This is a genomic window from Blautia sp. BIOML-A1, from assembly GCF_009883055.1.
In the GTDB taxonomy this organism is placed as follows: Bacteria; Bacillota; Clostridia; order Lachnospirales; family Lachnospiraceae; genus Blautia_A.
In genome coordinates, this window is sequence record NZ_WWVR01000012.1 from 15,672 (window position 1) to 32,574 (window position 16,903).

The following is a 16,903-nucleotide window of genomic DNA, read 5'->3' on the forward strand; positions in this document are numbered from 1 at the left end:
TAAACATTTATTTAAGGAGGTTTTTACAAGATGAAAAACAGAATGAAAAAGTTGGTTGCTATTGCAGCAACAGCAGCAATGGTTGGTTCTTTACCGGTAAGTGCAGTGACAACTTACGCAGCAGATGATGATATTACGATTGGTGTTTCTATCTGGAGTTCCACAGACGTACTCGGAAGCCAGTGCAAAAAGATCATTGACAAGGCTGCAGCAGCACTTGATGTAAATGTAATGTATGTAGATCAGGGCCATGTATCAGAGCAGGTTACAGCTTCTGTTGAACAGCTCTGCGCAGCAGGATGTGACGGTATTGTGATTTGTAACTCTGCTGATTCAGAAATGACATCTGCAATTCAGACATGCGAAGCAAATCAGGTTTATCTGACTCAGTTCTTCCGTATTATTTCTGAAGAAAACAGTCCGGAAGTATATCAGACAGCATGCAATTCTCCATATTATCTTGGTGCGGTACATGAAGATGAGGTTACAAACGGATACACACTTGTAAATCTGCTTCTTGAAAACGGTGACAGAAACATCGGACTGGAAGCATGGACTGTAGGTGATGCTACATTCCAGCAGAGATGGACAGGATATAAGAAAGCAGTCGATGAGTGGAACGAAGCAAACCCGGATGATCAGGCAACTATGACAGAGCCTGTATATGCAAACACTTCCTCCGAAGAAGGTGCAGCAGCAGCCCTTTCTCTGTATAACTCCAATCCGGATATGGATGCTCTGATCGTTGCAGGCGGCGGCGGTGACCCGCTGGTTGGTTCCATCGGTGCTCTGGCAAACGAAGGACTTACAGGCAAGATTGATGTTGTTTCCACAGACTTCCTGGATGACCTGAAAGAGCAGCTCGAATCAGGCGGAATGTTTGCAGAATCAGGCGGACATTTCTGTGACCCGTTATTCGCATTCCTTATGACTTATAATGCAGTAAAAGGCAACTATACAAAAGATGAAGGTTCCTTCGGATATGAGATCGAGTTCCCATACTTGTATGTATCTTCACCGGAAGATTATGAGAACTATCAGAAATACTTTGTTGACGATGATCCGTATACAGACGAAGAAATCGTTGAGATGGCAGGATACAGCTTTGATGATCTGAACAAAGCAGCAACATCTCTCTCCATCGATGATGTTATTTCCCGTCACAGCAACTAAATGAGATGCCTCCGAAATCTGCTGCCTTCCAAAAGGAGGGCGGCAGATATAAAAAGAAGCTGTATTATGCGCCCGCCAGAAGCAAAAGACCAATCAGATGAGCGGTTGGCCTCCTGCTTCTGGCGGGCGAAGAAATGAATAGGAGAATGGTTATGAAAAAACTCAAACAAAGCCGGTATTATGGAATTGGCATTCTGGTAGTTATGCTTGTAGTTTTCTGGGCGGTGTTTAAAGTACTCGCTCCGACTACCTTCGGTTCCCCGGACAAGCTGGCAACCTATATGAAATCTGCCCTGATCTATGCGGTGGGCGGCTGCGGTCTCTATTTTATCTGTGTTATGGGACCTTTTGATATGAGTGTTGGTGCAAATATTGTACTTTCTTCCATCATTGCCTGCAATGCAAGCGTAAAATTTGGTTATGCAGGTCTTATCATTGCACCGCTGATCTGCGGTACGATCATTGGTCTGATCAACGGAATCGTATATATTAAATTACATATTTCTTCCCTGATCGTTACCTGTGCACTTTCTCTGATCTATGAGGCCTTAAGTGTCTATGCGACAAACGGAAAGAACGTAATCCTTTCTACAGAATACAGAGCTTTTGGTGATTATCCGGTAAACCTGATCCTGGCATTGATCGCATACTGCCTCTGTGCATTTATTCTGAAATATACCAAGATCGGTACTTACACTTATGCGATCGGAAGCAACGAAGTAGTTGCAAAAAACATGGGTGTAAATGTATCCAAATACAAAATCGTGGCATTTACACTTGCCGGATTTTTCTTCGGACTTCAGGCAATCCTGACGATCAGCTTTGGTACTTCCATGACATCTGCTTCGAACCTTTCTTCTATGAGCCGTAACTTTACGCCTCTGATGGGAACCTTCTTTGGACTGGCGTTTAAGAAATATGGTCATCCAGTAGTGGCAATTGTGATCGGTGAGATGATCATTCAGCTTATGTTCAATGGTTTCGTTGCACTCGGTGCGCCGACCACCATTCAGAATGTGGTTACCGGAGCAGCACTGCTTCTGATCGTTGCACTGACAACCAAACCGGTCAAAGGTCTTGTAGTGAAATAGGAGGACGATTATGGGTGAGATATTATTAAGAGCGGAAAATATTGATAAACATTTTGGTATCACACATGCCCTGGACAATGTTTCCTTTACCTTCGAAAAAGGTGAGATCCATGCCCTGATCGGTGAGAATGGTTCCGGTAAATCCACACTTACTTCCTGTCTGACAGGTATCTATCAGAAGGATTCCGGTAAGTTTATCCTGGAGGGCAAAGAAGTTACGGCAACAAACCAGGTAGAGGCAAATCATCAGGGAGTTGCGATCATTGTGCAGGAGATCGGAACACTTTCCGGACTGACGGTAGCAGAAAATATTTTCCTTGGAAACGAAGAAAAATTTACAAAACACGGCATCAAAAACACAGCGGCCATGAATAAAAAGGCACAGGAATATCTGGACAGCTACGGATTTAATTATATCGATGCTACGAAAGTTATTGATGATTATAACTTTGAGGACAGAAAGTTGGTTGAGATCGTAAAGGCAACCTATTTCAATCCGAAGGTTCTTGTTGTAGATGAGACAACAACAGCACTTGGACAAAAAGGTCGTGAAGAACTTTTTAAAGTTATGCACAGAGTACGTGATACAGGAAACTGCGTAATCTTTATTTCACATGATCTGGAAGAAGTCATTGAGCAGTCAGACAATATCAGCGTACTTCGAGATGGTGTAAAGATTGGTTCCATCAGTAAACAGGAGGCGACACCGGACAGACTGAAGGCACTTATGGTAGGCCGTGAGATCGGTGACAGCTATTACCGTACAGATTATGGCGAAGAAATATCGAAAGAAGTAGTTCTTTCTGCCAGAAATGTGACTGTGAAAGGGCAGATCGAGGATCTGAATCTGGAGCTTCACAAAGGAGAAATCCTTGGAATCGGAGGTCTTTCTGAATGTGGTATGCATGAGGTTGGAAAAGCTCTTTTTGGTGCTTCTTACTATCGTCAGGGAACGGTAACTTTAGGAGACGGAACACAGATCAACTCTATTCCGGATGCGATCAAACACAGCATCGCCTATGCATCGAAGGACAGAGATAATGAATCTCTGGTCATCAATGATACGATTGGAAACAATATCTGTCTGCCATCTCTGGAGGATCTTAAGACACATGGATTCCTACGTGGAAAGGCAATGAGAGAATTTTCTAACAAGTATGCAAAACAGATGAGTACCAAAATGACAGGTGTTGACCAGTTTGTGTCTGCACTTTCCGGTGGTAACAAACAGAAAGTCGTTCTTGCACGATGGGTTGGCAAGGATTCGGATCTGATCATCCTTGATTCCCCTACCCGTGGTATTGACGTCAAGGTAAAAGCAGATATTTATGCCATGATGAATGATATGAGAAAAAATGGAAAGTCCATTATCATGATCTCCGAAGAAATCATGGAGCTTCTTGGTATGGCTGACCGTATTCTGATCATGAAAGACGGCAGGATCAATGGTGAATTTTTCCGGTCTCCGGATCTGAAAGACACCGATCTGATCGATAATATGATTTAAGGGGGAGAAAAAATGGATACAACAAAAAAATCATCTGAACAAGTACCATTTCTGGAACGTCCTATTGTGCGTACGATCCTTCCTATAGCAGGATTTGCTGTTATCTGTATTTTGTTTGCATTTCTGACAGATGGAAGACTGTTTCAGCCAAAGAACCTTTCTCTGCTGCTCAGCCAGTCCTATATGCTTCTGATCTCTTCTATAGGTGTATTTATGGTCATGACCATGGGAGGACTTGACTTTTCACAGGGTTCCATGCTTGGTGTAGCGTCCATCGTAGTCTGCTGGCTGTCTCATTATAATATGGTTCTGGCAGCAATCGGCGGAATCGTGACAGGTGGCCTGATCGGTCTGGTCAACGGTTATTTCAATGTCAAGAGAAAAATCACAAGCTTTATTGTTACCATCTGCAGTATGTATCTGTTCCGCGGAGTCTGTGCCTATGCGACAACAAATTCTCCGGTTTACGCAGTCAGTGATATTTCCAAATACAATACACTGCCGTTTATGCTGACCTTTACAGTGATCATCTTTGTGGTTATGTATCTTGTATTTACATACACAGGACTTGGTTACAGACTGAAAGCAATCGGTGCAGGAGAAACTGCTGCAAGATATGCAGGTATCCGGGTAGAGCGCACAAAGATCCTTATCTTTATGGCAGCAGGATGCATTACGGGACTTGCCGCATTCGTAAATGCGATCAAGGTCGGCTCCGTGACCTCCACAGCAGGAAATCAGCTTGAGACACAGATCATGATCGCTCTGGTACTTGGCGGAATGCCGGTCAACGGTGGTGCAAAAGTAAAATTCTACAATATCATTCTTGGTGTTATGACTTATAAAGTTTTGTCCAGTGGACTGGTCATGCTGATGATGCCGACACAGCTTCAGCAGCTGATCCTTGGAGTGATTTTCCTGGCAGAGGTAGCACTGTTCAGTGACAGAAAGACCGGAATGATCGTTAAGTAAGTAAGTTACTGTTCACTCCGTTCACAATAACTTGGTCAAAATGCATTCCAAATCACCTTCGGTGATAGCATTTTGCCCCGTATGTCTCGGGATTTTGCCATATTCATGGCAAAACACCTCGCGGGATATTACCTGTGAACAGTTACTTAAATAATTCTTTATGAAAATTTTATAGTTCAATAGCTTTGCCTGAACGTATATATGTGGTAAAATACCTTTATTATATCTATAGTTGTATGGAGAAATAATATGGATAAAAAGGAATTTTTAGATATTTTACGCAGTCAGCTTTCCGGACAGATGTCGGAGCAGCAGATTGCCGCACATATTCAGTACTACAGCAGTTATATTGAAGAAAGGACTGCAGCAGGCAACAGTGAGTCGGAAGTGTTGAGGGAGCTGGGTGATCCCAGGCTGATCGCACGAACCCTTCTGGACACAGGAGCAGGTATGCCATATTCTGACACAAGTTTTGACTATGAGCAGAAATCCGACAGTGGGAAGGTGAAGCAGAAGTCATTCAAACTGGATTTCTCTACATGGTATGGCAAGTTGATCGCAATTCTGATCGCAGCAGTTGTGCTGATCATCCTGTTTGTTTTACTTGGAATCCTTATTCCGATCATGGTGGTGGCAGGCGTGATCATTTATCTGGTGCGTTTTCGCCCCAGATAGTAACCGGCAAAATACAGCAGTAAAACGGAGAAAGAAGAACTCTTCGTTTTACTGCTTGTTTTTTTGAGGAAAATCAGGATGTAAAAATCAAACTTGTCTGAAAATAATACAACTGGTATAGTATATACGAAAGATTTAGCTGATGATAAGAGATAGGATAAAGGGGTGGAGATATGTTAAAGATTTTTCTGGCAGAAGATGAGGTGATCGTCCGGGAGACAATCAAGAGGATGATCCCGTGGGAGAATCTAGGGTTTGAACTGGTAGGAGAGGCAGCAGATGGAGAAATGGCACTGCCGCTTCTTATCAGACAGCAGCCGGATCTTCTGATCACAGATATTAAAATGCCGTTTATGGATGGGCTGACGCTGGCAAGACTGGCAAAAAAAGAAGTACCGGGACTTAAGGTTGTGATTTTAAGTGGGTACGATGACTTTAATTATGCGAAGCAGGCGATTAATATCGGGGTGGAGGACTACCTTCTGAAACCTATTACAAAGAATGCACTGATCGAGAGGCTTACAGAAATTCGAAGCAGATATGAGGATGAAAAGACACAGAGGGAGTATTACGAAAAATTTCACAGAGAGATGCAGGCCTATGAGAAAAACAGCAGCCGTGACTTTTTTGAAGCACTGGTAAGTGGTTCTCTGGATATGATGGAGGTTTACAAAAGAGCAGAAAAGTTGGGGCTGGATATTGTTGCGGAGTCGTATAATGTTCTGATCTTTACTATGAACTGCAACGAAGATTTTTCAGGGCGGAGAGAGGGGTACTCTTCCTGGGAAGCGGAGTCACTGGAAATGCTGGAAAAATTTTTTACAGGGCATCCTTTTGCGATGTTGTTCAGAAGCAATGTTTTTTCTTATGGTGTCCTGATAAAGGGAGAGAAAAACAGTATCAGGGAAAATACCAGAATCTGTGTCGAAGAGATAAGAAAAATCTTTGATCGTAAGGAGGATAATAAAGAGTGGTTTGTTGCTGTCGGAGAGTCTGTGGAGCGTTTGAGCCAGATTCAGAAAAGCTATCACAGTGCATCGAGAGCCTTTTCTCAGAGGTACCTGTATGATGGGAAGGTTTTGTGCTATGATGAAATGTTAGCCATGGAAAAAAAGAATGTGACAAATGATGACAGTGAATATCTGCAGAAAGTGGATGTCAATGCACTGAATCCGACGATTTTACAGAAATTTCTGAGTAACGGACTTCTGGAAGAGACGAAAAATTTTGTACAGGATTATTTTTATGCAATTGGTCAGGAGCCGATGGAATCTGTGGTGTTTAGAAGTTATGTGATACTCAATGTCCGCTTTTCGGTACTTTCTTTTCTCAAGGAACTGGGCTGTGATACAAAGACACTGGAACCGGAAGATACAGAGGAAATTCTGGCAGAAAGCGGAAGAAATATGGAGAGCACCATTGCGTATGCGGAGAAATTGGTTTCACAGGCGATCCAGCTTCGTGACCGCAATTCAGGAAACAAAAACCGCAGTATTTTGAAGACCGCAGTTGATTTTATTGATCAGCACTATATGGAAGAGGATATGTCCTTAAATAAAGCGGCAAATGCTGCAAATTTCAGTGCGAACCATTTCAGTGCCCTGTTCAGCCAGAATATGGGACAGACTTTTATTGAATATCTGACATCCCTTCGTATGGACAAGGCAAAAGAATATCTTCGATGTACAGGTATGCGCTCCAGTGAGATCGCAGGTGAGGTTGGATATAAGGATGCACACTATTTCAGTTACCTGTTCAAAAAGACACAGGGAATGACACCGAGTGATTACCGTAAGGCACGGGAGGAAAAGGCATGAAGCTGCTGCGAATGAGAGAAGCAAGACCGAAGAGGCGGATGGAACTGGAAGAACGTATGCGGCGTCTTCTGTTCACTACCATGATCCCGATGACCTGTCTTATGATATTACTGCTTATCATTTTCTGGCATTATGCAGGACAGTACAATAAACTTTCGGAGAATCTTGCTGTCAGCAGTGAATTTAATCTTCGTTTCAAGGATGATCTGGATCTTGAAATGTATTATATAGCGATCGGTTCGAAGGAGAGCAGCGAACTGGAGGATGTTCTCGGTCAGGTAGAGGATGCACAGGCGATCATGCAGAAGCTGCGTCAGAATACCTATCACGCGAGTGGAATGAAGTCTCTGAAAAGCCTGGAATCCTATCTTGACAATCTGAAGAAAAGGATGATCCAGCTTACAGAGATCAAAGAATATGATAAACGGATGGAATTTATGGACAGTAACATCCGTATCATTACCAGTCTGATCATGCAGGAAATGCAGAATTATATTTATAATGAATCTATGTACCTGGTAAATGTAGCAAAGAGTCTGACGCATAGGGTAAAGATCCTGATCACAGGAATGACCGCACTTCTGATCGGAACACTGATGATCCTGATGCGCCGTTCCTTCCGGCTGACCGATGGAATCACGCATCCGGTAACAGAAATGCTTAATAAAGTCAAAAAAGTCGGACGGGGGAATTTTGATCTTCTTCCGGTTGGGGCGGAGATTGAAGAGATTGAGGAACTGGATGAAGGAATCAATAAGATGGCACGAAAGATCAATGCTCTTCTGGAGAATGTCCGTCAGGAAAAGGAAATGCAGCATCTGACAGAACTGCAGTTGATCCAGGCACAGGTGAACCCGCATTTTCTGTACAATACACTGGACACGATTGTCTGGCTGATCGAGGGCGGGATGACAGAGGATGCAGTGGATATGATCTCCAGTCTGTCTGTTTTTTTTCGGACGTCGCTTTCTAAGGGAAATGATATTATCCCTCTTTTAGAGGAAGAGCGTCATACATTGAGTTATCTGGAGATACAGCAGTACCGCTATAGGGATATTCTGGAGTTTGAGATCCATATACCGGAGGAACTCGGGGGAATTCCCGTTCCCAAGCTTTCCATTCAGCCGCTGGCAGAAAATGCCATTTATCATGGGATCAAGAATCGACGAGGCAAAGGTAAGATTCTGATAGAAGGAAGAGAAGAAGGGGATGCCCTGGTTCTTACGGTCAGTGATAACGGACAGGGAATGACGCCGGAACGGCTGCATGAAGTACAGGAGGCGATCCGCACAGGAAAGAGGGCAGGATTTGGGCTTGCGGCGGTCGCAGAACGTATTTCGCTGTATTATGGACCGGGATATGGAATGCAGATTTCATCCGAGGAAGGAAAAGGCACAACAATAGAAATTCGACTTGGAAAAAATATTCAACCAAAATCGTAAAAAAATCAACTTTTTAAGATTGTTATTGCAAAGCAGATAAAAGAGTGTACTTTTTTCCGAAAATAATCTATGGAGTTTTATATTGAAATTGCTATAATAAAACCATCTTAAAAAACACGGACAAATGTAAAGGGAGGATTACAAAATGAAGAAAAAAATGGTGACAGCGCTTTTGGCAGTATCTATGTTAGCAGGACTTTCCGCAGTGAATGTTATGGCAGCCGATGATGGCGCTGATACAATTACAGTAGGTTTCTCTCAGGTAGGAGCAGAATCTGACTGGCGTACTGCAAACACAGAATCCATGAAATCTACTTTCTCTGAGGAGAACGGATATGAACTGATCTTTGATGATGCACAGCAGAAACAGGAAAATCAGCTGACAGCGATCCGTAACTTCATTCAGCAGGAAGTTGACTATATCGTACTTGCACCTGTAACCGAGACCGGATGGGATACCGTTCTTCAGGAAGCAAAGGATGCAGGAATTCCGGTCATCATCGTTGACCGTATGGTAGATGTATCTGATGACAGCCTTTACACAGCATGGGTAGGTTCCAACTTCAAACTTGAAGGTCAGAAAGCAATGGCATGGCTGGATGCATATCTGGAAGCCAAAGGCCGCGGCGATGAAGAAATCAACCTTGTTGATATCCAGGGAACAATCGGAGCATCTGCACAGATCGGACGTACAGAAGGATTTGACGAAGCTGTAGAAGCTCATGACAACTGGACAACACTTGCTCAGCAGTCTGGTGAATTTACACAGGCCAAAGGTCAGGAAGTTATGGAGTCCATCCTGAAACAGAGCGGTGATGATATCGATGTTGTATACTGTGAGAATGATAATGAAGCATTCGGTGCAATTGATGCAATCAAAGCAGCCGGATATGAAGTAGGCGGCGAGGAAGGTCAGATTCTTGTAATGTCCTTCGATACAACAAATGCAGGTCTTACCCAGACACTTTCCGGTGAGATCACCTGTGATACAGAGTGTAATCCGCTTCACGGACCACGTGTAGAAGAGATCATCCAGAAACTGGAAGCAGGAGAAGAAGTTGAGAAACAGGCATATGTAGATGAAGTTGCATTTGCAGCTGACGATACTGTAACAAAAGTAACTGTTGATGGAACAGACTATGAAATCACTCCAATCACTCAGGAAATCATCGACGGACGTGCATACTAATCCTTGAGACATAAAACTGTAAACTGAAAGAGATTGATAAGAAACGAGCCCGGGGCGTGGAACAGGATCCAGATAAGAGGATTTTATGGGCCACGCCCCTTTTGTGCTCAAAAACAGGGAAAATCAAGAAAAATAAGGGAATGGAGGAAAGAAAATGGAACAAAATATTGTTTTGGAAATGCGTGATATAAGCAAAAATTTCACCGGTGTCCGTGCCCTTTCCCATGTGGACTTTACCCTTCGCAAGGGTGAGATCCATGCACTGATGGGAGAAAACGGAGCCGGAAAATCAACACTGATCAAAGTTCTGACCGGTGTACATGAATTCGAAAGCGGTTCCATTCATATGAATGGTGAAAATAAAGACATTATCAACCACTCTCCGCAGGAGGCACAGACAAATGGAATCAGCACAGTGTATCAGGAAGTAAACCTTTGCCCGAATCTGACAGTTGCGGAAAATCTGTTTATCGGACGTGAGCCACGAAACAAGGTCGGAATGATCAATTGGAAAGAGATGAATGCACGTTCAGCAAAGCTTCTGGAAAGTCTGAATATCAATGTTCCGCCGACACAGATGCTGGATGAATGTTCTGTAGCAATCCAGCAGATGATCGCGATCGCACGAGCCGTAGATATGAAATGTAAGGTTCTCATCCTGGATGAGCCTACTTCTTCTCTGGATGATGAAGAGGTTGAGAAACTGTTTGTCCTGATGCGAAGACTTCGTGAGGAAGGTGTAGGAATCATTTTCGTAACACATTTTCTGGAACAGGTATATGCAGTCTGCGACCGCATTACAGTACTTCGTAACGGAGAACTGGTAGGAGAATATGAGACAAAAGATCTTCCAAGAGTTATGCTGGTTGCAAAGATGATGGGCAAGGATTTTGATGATTTGGCAGACATCAAGGGAAATCATAAGGATAAGAAAATGTTCTCAGAAACTCCGGTCATTGAGGCAAATGGTATCGGGCATAAGGGAACGATCAGACCATTTAATCTCAAGATCAACAAAGGTGAGGTTATCGGACTTACCGGGCTTCTGGGTTCAGGACGTTCGGAACTGGTGCGTGCCATCTATGGTGCTGATAAGGCTGACAGTGGTACGCTGAAAGTAAATGGTAAAGAAGCGAAGATTAGCAGTCCGCTGGATGCCATGAAGCTTGGAATGGCATATCTTCCGGAAGACCGTAAGGCAGAAGGAATCATTGCAGATCTTTCAGTAAGAGAAAATATTATCATTGCACTTCAGGCCAAGAGGGGGATGTTCCATCCACTGAGCCGTAAGGAGATGGAAGAGGCAGCAGATAAATATATTGAAATGCTTCAGATCAAGACGGCAAGCCGGGAAACTCCGATCAAGAGTCTTTCCGGTGGTAATCAGCAGAAAGTTATCCTTGGACGCTGGCTTCTGACAAATCCGGAATATCTGATCCTGGATGAGCCGACACGAGGCATTGATATCGGTACCAAGACAGAAATCCAGAAGATTGTTCTTGATCTGGCCGATCAGGGAATGGCAGTAACCTTTATCTCTTCAGAAGTAGAAGAAATGCTCCGTACCTGTTCCAGAATGGCAGTTCTCCGTGACGGGGAAAAGGTAGGAGAACTGGAAGAGAGCGAGCTTTCACAGAGTAATATCATGAAAGCAATTGCAGGAGGTGACGATAAGAATGAATAAAAGTAAATTCAAAAAGATCACAAGTGCACGGCTTTTTCTTCCTGTCGTGTGTCTGATAGCGGTTCTTCTGATCAATGTGATCAAGACCCCGGACTTCTTCAATATTACGATTCGAAATGGTGTTTTCTATGGATATGTTATTGATGTTATCAATCGTGCATCCGAACTGGTTATTCTTGCAGTCGGCATGACACTTGTAACCGCAGCGTCCGGAGGACAGGATATCAGCGTTGGAGCAGTCATGGCAGTTGCAGCGGCTGTCTGCTGTCAGATTTTATCCGGTGGGGCATCTTCTGTGACGGCATATCAGAATTCTCTGATTCTTGCCGTGATCGCAGCACTTCTTGCGGCAGCACTCTGCGGAGCATTTAATGGTTTTCTGGTAGCGAAGCTGAATATCCAGCCGATGGTAGCAACCCTGATCCTCTATACGGCAGGACGTGGTATTGCACAGCTTGTGACAAACGGACAGATCACTTATATCCGTGTTCAGTCCTTCCAGATGGCAGGTGGATATATCGGAAAATCTCCGGTTCCGACACCAGTGCTTTTTGCAATTGTAACGGTAGTCATCGTTGCACTTATCCTGAAGAAAACAGCTCTTGGACTTTATATTGAGAGCGTTGGTATCAATGGAAAGGCAGCAAGACTTGTAGGATTAAATTCTACAATGATCAAATTCCTGACCTATGTGATCTGCGGTGTTCTTGCAGGAATCGCAGGACTGGTGGCATCCAGCCGTATTTATTCTGCAGATGCCAACAACATTGGTCTGAACCTTGAGATGGATGCCATCCTGGCAGTCGCGCTTGGCGGCAATTTCCTCGGTGGTGGTAAATTCAGTCTTATTGGTTCTGTGATCGGAGCCTATACGATCCAGGCACTGACGACAACTCTGTATGCAATGAATGTAAAAGCCGATCAGCTTCCGGTTTACAAAGCGATCGTCGTTATTATCATTGTTACCCTGCAGAGTGATGTGTTCAAGAAATTTATTGAAAGCCACAGAAGCAAAAAAGTTTCCGTTGCAGCAGAGGGAGGTCAGAAATGATGAAACAGAAAAAGAAAATGACAAGTTCCGGATTTCTGCTGCTGATCACAATTGTCCTGTTCTTTGCAATGTATGCGGCAGGCATGGTGATCTTTGCAGATAAAGGTTTTGCAAAACCACAGATGTTTCTGAATCTTTTTGTATCCAATGCAGGTCTTCTGGTTATCTCCTGTGGACTGACGATTGTTATGATCACCGGAGGGATTGATATTTCCGTTGGTTCTGTGACAGCACTTGTCTGCATGGTCATGGCGGATCTTATGGAAAATAAAGGCGTGAGTGCATATGTTGCAGTACTTGCAGCACTTCTGATCGGTCTTGCCTTTGGTGTTGTACAGGGATTTCTGGTTACATATATGGGTATTCAGCCATTTATCGTAACACTTGCAGGTATGTTCTTCGGACGTGGTATGACAGCCATTATCAGTACAGACATGATCTCTATCAAAAATGAACTGTTTCTGAAATGGGCAAATTACCGTTTCTATATGCCATTTGGTTCTACGAATAAAAAGGGTAAATTTATTCCGGCATACATTCCGCCGACAGTTGTGATCGCAATTATTGTAGTTCTGATCATTGCAGTTCTTCTGAAATATTTTAAATTTGGACGGAAACTGTATGCGATCGGCGGAAACAGACAGAGTGCTCTTATGATGGGTCTGGATGTTAAGAAAACCATGTTCCGTGCCTATGTCCTGGATGGATTTCTGGCAGGTCTTGGTGGATTCCTTTTCTGCCTGAACAGCTGTGCAGGATTCGTAGAGCAGGCAAAAGGTCTCGAGATGGATGCAATTTCCTCAGCCGTTATCGGTGGAACTCTTCTTTCAGGTGGTGTTGGTACTCCGATCGGTTCCATGTTTGGTGTACTGATCAAAGGAACGATCTCCAGTCTGATTACTGCACAGGGTACTTTATCAAGCTGGTGGGTACGAATCGTACTCTCCGCACTGCTCTGCTTCTTCATCGTCATCCAGTCAGTACTGGCATCTGCAAAGAAGAAAAAATAATATTAAAAATTTAGAATATGTTTAAAAAATTACAATATGTTTTTGTACATTAAAAATATAAAAAAAGGAAGGTTTTAAATTATGATCACAGGAAAAAATTATAAGTTCTGGTTTTGCACAGGTTCACAGGATCTTTACGGGGATGAATGCTTAAGAAAAGTAGCAGAACATTCCAGAATCATTGTAGAGGAACTGAACAAATCAGGAGTACTTCCTTTTGAACTGGTGTGGAAGCCGACCCTGATCACAAATGAGCTGATCCGTAAGACCTTTAACGATGCCAATGCAGATGATGAATGTGCTGGTGTTATCACATGGATGCATACCTTCTCACCGGCAAAATCATGGATCCTTGGTCTGAAAGAATACAGAAAACCACTCTGCCATCTGCATACACAGTTTAATCAGGAAATTCCGTATGACACAATTGACATGGATTTCATGAATGAAAACCAGTCTGCTCATGGTGGAAGAGAGTATGGACATATTGTTACCCGTATGGGAATTGAAAGAAAAGTAATCGTTGGTCACTGGGCTGACAAAGCTGTCCAGGAAAGACTGGCATCCTGGATGCGTACCGCAGTCGGAATCATGGAGAGCAGTCATATCCGTGTATGCCGTGTTGCTGATAACATGAGAAACGTCGCTGTTACAGAAGGTGACAAAGTTGAGGCACAGATTAAATTCGGATGGGAAGTGGATGCATATCCGATCAACGAAGTATGCGAATATGTAAAAGATGTCAAAAAAGGTGATGTTGATGTTTTAGTTGAAGAATATTATAATAAATATGATATTCTTCTTGAGGGCAGAGACCCGGAGGAATTCAAACGTCATGTAGCAGTACAGGCAGCGATCGAGATTGGATTTGAGAGATTCCTGGAAGAGAAAAACTACCAGGCAGTGGTTACTCATTTCGGTGATCTTGGCAGCTTACAGCAGCTTCCGGGACTGGCCATGCAGCGTCTGATGGAGAAGGGATATGGATTTGGCGCTGAAGGTGACTGGAAGACAGCAGCAATGGTACGTCTGATGAAGATCATGACTGCAGGTGTGAAGGATGCAAAGGGAACTTCTTTCATGGAGGACTATACATATAATCTTGTTCCTGGCAAAGAAGGCATTCTTCAGTCTCATATGCTGGAGGTATGCCCGACGGTTGCTGATGGAAAGATCGGCATTAAGGTATGCCCGCTCTCCATGGGTGACAGAGAAGATCCGGCAAGACTTGTATTCACATCTAAGACAGGTCCGGCAATCGCAACCTCTCTGGTAGACCTGGGAGACCGTTTCCGTCTGATCATCAATGATGTAGACTGCAAGAAGGTTGAGAAACCGATGCCGAAGCTCCCGGTAGGAAGTGCATTCTGGACTCCGCAGCCGAATCTGGCAACAGGAGCAGAGGCATGGATCCTCGCAGGCGGTGCTCATCATACTGCATTCTCATATGATCTGACAGCTGAACAGATGGGTGACTGGGCAGCAGCAATGGGAATCGAAGCTGTCTACATTGACAAAGACACAACCATCCGCAACTTCAAAAATGAACTGAGATGGAATGAGATCGCATTCAGAAAATAAAGCGGCGGATGTGGCAATCACAGAAGTTGGGAGGATTTACAATGAGTGTAAATGAAGCAAAGACAGCTATTTTGAACAACAAAACAGCACTTGGAATAGAATTTGGATCTACCAGAATCAAAGCGGTTCTGGTAGATGACAGATATAATCCGATCGCATCCGGAAGCTATGAATGGGAAAACCGCTACGAAAACGGTGTGTGGACCTATTCTCTGGATGATATTCATAAAGGATTACAGGGAAGTTACAGTGATCTGACAAAAGATGTACAGGAAAAATACGGTGTAGAGCTGACAAGTGTCGGTGCACTTGGAATCAGTGCCATGATGCATGGATATATGCCGTTTGACAAAGAGGGTAAACTTCTTGTTCCGTTCCGTACCTGGAGAAATAATATCACAGGTGAGGCATCTGAGAAGCTGATGGAGCTTTTCCAGTACAATATTCCGCAGAGATGGAGTATCGCACATCTGTATCAGGCGATCCTGAACGGAGAAGAGCATGTGAAGGACATCGACTATATGTGTACACTGGAAGCGTATGTGCATCGTATGCTGACAGGAAAGCGTGTTCTTGGTATTGGTGATGCGGCAGGTATGTTCCCTGTTGATTCAAAGACGAAAGATTACAACCAGGAGATGGTTGATAAGTTTGACAGTCTGGTAGAATCTTACGGATTTCCGTGGAAACTTCGCGATATTATGCCGGAAGTTATGGTTGCAGGACAGGATGCCGGTACTCTGACGGAGGAAGGAGCCAGATTCCTTGATCCGACTGGTAAACTGAAGGCCGGAATACCGATGTGCCCTCCGGAGGGCGATGCAGGAACCGGTATGGTGGCAACCAACAGCGTAAAACAGCGTACAGGAAATGTTTCCGCAGGTACTTCCGTATTTGCAATGATCGTTCTTGAGAAGGCACTTTCCAAACCATACAAAGAAATCGATATGGTAACTACACCTGCAGGTGATGCAGTTGCCATGGCGCATTCCAACAACTGTACTTCTGATCTGAATGCATGGGTAAATGTATTTAAAGAGTTTGCAGAAGCAATGGGAATGGAAGTGGATATGAACAAACTTTTTGGAACCCTCTATAATAAAGCTATGGAAGGCGATCCGGACTGTGGTGGACTTCTGTCCTACTGTTATTTCTCCGGAGAGCATATGACAGGCTTTGAAGAAGGCCGTCCGTTATTTGTCCGTTCTCCTGAGAGTAAATTCACACTTGCAAACTTTATGAGAACAAATCTTTACACCTGTCTTGGAGCAATGCGCGTTGGATTAAATATCCTGATCGATCAGGAGCATGTAAAGATTGAAAGACTCTTAGGTCATGGCGGATTGTTCAAGACCAAAGGTGTCGGACAGCAGATTCTTGCAGATGCAGTGAATGCACCGGTTTCCGTTATGTCAACAGCAGGTGAGGGCGGCGCATGGGGTATTGCACTTCTGGCAGCTTATCTGGTGGATAAGAAAGACGGAGAGACTTTGGATGAATTCCTGGATAACCGTGTATTTGCAGGCAATGAAGGAAGTACATTGGATCCGGAACCAGAAGGAGTTCAGGGATTCAATGAGTTTATGGACAGATATCTCAAAGGTCTTCCTGTTGAGAGAGCAGCAGTAGAGTCTGATATCTGGTAGAGTTAAAGGATAAAACATAAGTTACTGTACATAGAAAAGCAGGGACTTGAGTTTTGTATAGAGGA

13 protein-coding genes are annotated in these 16,903 nt (G+C 43.8%); all 13 read left to right on the forward strand.

Going from position 1 to position 16,903, the window contains the following annotated elements; translation table 11 throughout:
- Positions 1–30: 30 nt before the first annotated feature.
- The 13 genes from GT674_RS07515 (at position 31) to GT674_RS07575 (ending at position 16,838) form a co-directional block, all read left to right on the forward strand.
- Positions 31–1,173, forward strand: a complete 1,143-nt coding sequence (locus tag GT674_RS07515) for a sugar ABC transporter substrate-binding protein (protein WP_161285145.1) — start codon at positions 31–33, stop codon at positions 1,171–1,173.
- A 152-nt stretch (positions 1,174–1,325) separates the two neighbouring features.
- Positions 1,326–2,264, forward strand: coding sequence for an ABC transporter permease (locus GT674_RS07520; protein WP_161285146.1), 939 nt, complete (start codon positions 1,326–1,328; stop codon positions 2,262–2,264).
- A 10-nt stretch (positions 2,265–2,274) separates the two neighbouring features.
- Positions 2,275–3,771, forward strand: coding sequence for a sugar ABC transporter ATP-binding protein (locus GT674_RS07525; protein ID WP_161285147.1), 1,497 nt, complete (start codon positions 2,275–2,277; stop codon positions 3,769–3,771).
- Between the two features lie 12 nt (positions 3,772–3,783).
- Positions 3,784–4,743, forward strand: a complete 960-nt coding sequence (locus tag GT674_RS07530; protein WP_161285148.1) for an ABC transporter permease — start codon at positions 3,784–3,786, stop codon at positions 4,741–4,743.
- Between the two features lie 249 nt (positions 4,744–4,992).
- Entirely contained in the window at positions 4,993–5,418 is a 426-nt protein-coding gene (locus tag GT674_RS07535) for a DUF1700 domain-containing protein (RefSeq protein ID WP_161285149.1), read from the forward strand.
- 173 nt (positions 5,419–5,591) lie between these two features.
- On the forward strand, positions 5,592–7,235 hold the full coding sequence (locus GT674_RS07540; RefSeq protein WP_161285150.1) for a response regulator: 1,644 nt from the start codon (positions 5,592–5,594) through the stop codon (positions 7,233–7,235).
- The gene (locus GT674_RS07545; protein ID WP_243149075.1) at positions 7,232–8,677 is read left to right on the forward strand and encodes a sensor histidine kinase; all 1,446 of its coding nucleotides are present in this window, start codon (positions 7,232–7,234) and stop codon (positions 8,675–8,677) included. Before GT674_RS07540 ends, GT674_RS07545 begins: the two co-directional genes overlap by 4 nt.
- 145 nt (positions 8,678–8,822) lie before the next feature.
- Entirely contained in the window at positions 8,823–9,866 is a 1,044-nt protein-coding gene (locus tag GT674_RS07550) for an ABC transporter substrate-binding protein (protein ID WP_161285151.1), read from the forward strand.
- Between the two features lie 154 nt (positions 9,867–10,020).
- Positions 10,021–11,550 carry a sugar ABC transporter ATP-binding protein gene (locus tag GT674_RS07555; protein WP_161285152.1) on the forward strand — a complete coding sequence of 510 codons (1,530 nt, stop codon included), beginning with the start codon at positions 10,021–10,023 and terminating at the stop codon, positions 11,548–11,550.
- The gene (locus GT674_RS07560) at positions 11,543–12,601 is read left to right on the forward strand and encodes an ABC transporter permease (RefSeq protein WP_161285153.1); all 1,059 of its coding nucleotides are present in this window, start codon (positions 11,543–11,545) and stop codon (positions 12,599–12,601) included. The genes GT674_RS07555 and GT674_RS07560 overlap by 8 nt, the downstream gene beginning before the upstream one ends.
- Positions 12,601–13,611 (forward strand): ABC transporter permease subunit, encoded by a 1,011-nt coding sequence (locus GT674_RS07565; RefSeq protein WP_161285198.1) that lies wholly within the window; start codon positions 12,601–12,603, stop codon positions 13,609–13,611. The genes GT674_RS07560 and GT674_RS07565 overlap by 1 nt, the downstream gene beginning before the upstream one ends.
- An 81-nt stretch (positions 13,612–13,692) precedes the next feature.
- The gene (gene araA, locus GT674_RS07570) at positions 13,693–15,192 is read left to right on the forward strand and encodes an L-arabinose isomerase (RefSeq protein WP_161285154.1); all 1,500 of its coding nucleotides are present in this window, start codon (positions 13,693–13,695) and stop codon (positions 15,190–15,192) included.
- 41 nt (positions 15,193–15,233) lie between these two features.
- Entirely contained in the window at positions 15,234–16,838 is a 1,605-nt protein-coding gene (locus GT674_RS07575) for a xylulokinase (protein ID WP_161285155.1), read from the forward strand.
- Positions 16,839–16,903 lie beyond the last annotated feature (65 nt).